This window comes from Betaproteobacteria bacterium (genome assembly GCA_009377585.1).
GTDB lineage: Bacteria > Pseudomonadota > Gammaproteobacteria > Burkholderiales > WYBJ01 > WYBJ01.
On record WHTS01000212.1, the window covers coordinates 1 to 2,742 of the forward strand.

The window sequence follows — 2,742 nt, forward strand, 5'->3', positions numbered from 1 at the left end:
TAATGGTGCATTCGTGCGTGTGCGCCAATCTCCAGCGAGGTTCGCCACGAGTACGAGCCGTCGCAGGTTGTCTTCCTGCAGCACGATGTCACTGCGCGCATTAAGCCACGTGCAGAGCTGCGCCGGAGATACATTAAGGACTTGCGCGAGAGTCGGGACTGGCAGACCCAGGGCAGCCTGGATCGTCGACAGTCGGCCGATGCGCATTTGAGCACGCGACATTCACGGCTCGGTGGTGGCTGGTGGCTTTGAGGCCGAAGTTACCATTTCGTCCGACGCTGGAGGCGGCCCGATATCGATCATGACGCTGCGGGAAGTCCCTTCATCCTGGAGAGCACCATGGTCGCATCCTGTTCGACACATGCCAGCTGCGCAGCAGCCCAGGGAGGACGGCGCCGAAAACGAAGTTCCAGAGTGTTTTCGACGCTCGGCATCGACCGTCGAAAATGAATCCACGATCATTGCAACGTCGGTTGACAAACTCATCTCGGGCTCATCCGCTAAGGACTCTAGTGTGGTGAATCGTAAATTCGTTGTACTTCGTCATTCCCGCGCAAGCGGGAATCCAGAACGAGACTCCGCCTGGACCCCCGCGTTCGCGGGGGTGACGAACTTCTGACTCAGGACACTAGCCTCTCGTTGCACAGAAGACGGAGAGCCGCAGCATTTCTTGTACTTCGTGCCCGATCCGCAGGGGCAGGGATCGTTTCTGCTGGGTTTAGGCGCTGCCGCCATGGGCTGCGGCGCAATCCGTGCGCCGATGCTCTTCATCGTGGGATAGCGGCTAGCGAAGCGGGCAAGGTAGCCCGGGTGCCGCTTCTGGAACGCTAGCCAAAGTTGATCCAGACGGTCCTGATGGTTCTTATTCGGCACGATTTCGATCGATCCGGTGCGTTGAACGATGACCCGCCCAGGCGAGGGCGCTCCGCGCGGCTTCCGACACTCGAAGCTGATCACCACCTCTCCGCACTCGCAGCCGGGTACGGGGCAGTACATGTCGGCCGCCTCGTACACCCGGTTGTCGATCACGTAGCAATCTTGCCGCACCCCGGTGCACACGTCATCCCATGCCAGCATCTCGCCGCGCTGCCAGCCGCGGATCTTGATTTCACTCGCGAGGAGCGCCTGCTGCTCCGGAACCGGCCATCCCTTGCCGCGGTACCAGAGGCGCCCGATCGAATCGAGCAGATCGCCGTCGATGCGCTCGCCTACGGCGCCGACGCGTGGGTGATCCGAGAGGTTCAGCGGTTCGTCTCCGTTCGGCGCGAAGACCTCGACCGTATCGATATCGATGTGGAAGACAGTGAGGTCGTCGAGCTTCGCGCCCAGCTCGGCATAGCCGGTTCCGGTGTTCCATGCCTCGCGGACTACGGCGCCGCGTTCGAGCAGCACATTACGCCCCTCGTTGGTCGTCAGCACCAGTGCGGATCGGCACGTGCACTCCGGGTCGGGGCAGGTGTGCACCCAGATCCACGTAGGCTCCGATCCGGCGAGCTCGAACACGCCATCGTCGTGGGCGAGGCGCACCTTCTCACGAATTGGGGGAGCCCCTCTACCGACTTTCACCGAATGTCTCCGAATCGATAGGTATCTTAGTCGCGCGATCCTTCGGAGCCAAGCGCATTGTCGGTCATCCAGTTCAAATGCCGTTCTCTTTGTTCTTTCGCACGCCCTGCACTTCCGGCTAACTCACGGCCCAGCGGATCTTCGTCGCCGTGGCCGCGCCGATGCCGCGCACTGCTGACAGTTCGTGCGGCCCGGCGTTCAGCACGGCCTGGACGCTGCCGAACGCCTCCAGCAAGCCTTCGGCGCGGGTAGGTCCAACGTGTGGCAGGCCCTGAAGCATGCGCAGCTGGGCGGCGCGCTTGCCTTTCGGCCTCCAGCCGTGGCGGGGCACACCACCGAAGGCCGCGGAGCGAACCTGCCGAGCGGCGAACAGGATCAGACGTGCGGTTTCATCCGGTCCGTCCGATCTCAATACGGGGATACCCATGATCACGCTCACCGCGATCAGCGCTCCCTGAATCGCCTCGCGACTTACGCCGTTCCCCGCCTTGTCCGCCGACGGACCCTCGAGCAAGAGTATCGCGCGGAACCGCGACGCCGCCAGCCGAATCGACTGAGACAGCAAGCGCCCGTCGACGATCGATGTGGGCAGGTCGGCTTGCGACTTGCGCTCGAACAGCAATCGCCGATCCACCAGGTAGTCACCGAGCCCCAGCCGCCTGACGGTGATGACGACATCCGCATTCGATCGCAAATGCTCGATGACCGGAGCCGTTCGCTCGCGATCGTCCATGACGATTTCTATTGGCGATGCCATAGTGAGTTCGGTCACTCTCGTGGCGTACTCGGGCATCTGAGCAAAGTCGGCTCTAGCGGTCAATCGACCGGCAGACCTATGGAATAGATAGCCCGCCGGGGAAATTGCCTCCCCATCCCATATGCCTTAGACTGATCTGACTAGTCAGGAGACTATCGTGGGAACCATGAGCGTATACGACGCCAAGGCGCGCTTCTCGGAGATCGTCGAACGGGCGCAGAAGGGGGAACCCACCGTAATCACCAAGCGTGGCCGCGTAGTTGCGAAACTGGTGCCTGCCAAGGCGGTCGATTGGGACCGTTCAGCCGTCCTCGATGAAGCCGAGACCTTCCGCAGGCGCGTCAAGATCAAGGGGCCGGTGGACATTCGAGCCTTGATCGAGGAAGGGCGCCGGTAGTGGCCTTCATCCTCGATGCTTC

Annotated in this window: 2 protein-coding genes and 1 pseudogene; 1 reads left to right on the forward strand and 2 read right to left on the reverse strand. The window is 62.1% G+C overall.

The genetic code is table 11. The features are described from left to right. Window positions 1-543: 543 nt before the first annotated feature. Together GEV05_30325 and GEV05_30330 are read right to left on the reverse strand one after the other, a co-directional pair. Window positions 544-741, reverse strand: a pseudogene (locus GEV05_30325) (hypothetical protein). 943 nt (window positions 742-1,684) lie between these two features. Continuing rightward, window positions 1,685-2,323, reverse strand: coding sequence for a nuclease (locus GEV05_30330; protein MPZ47579.1), 639 nt, complete (start codon window positions 2,321-2,323; stop codon window positions 1,685-1,687). Between the two features lie 157 nt (window positions 2,324-2,480). On the opposite strand from GEV05_30330, the gene GEV05_30335 reads away from it, so the two are divergent. Next, window positions 2,481-2,720 (forward strand): type II toxin-antitoxin system prevent-host-death family antitoxin, encoded by a 240-nt coding sequence (locus GEV05_30335; protein MPZ47580.1) that lies wholly within the window; start codon window positions 2,481-2,483, stop codon window positions 2,718-2,720. The last annotated feature ends 22 nt before the right edge of the window (window positions 2,721-2,742 follow it).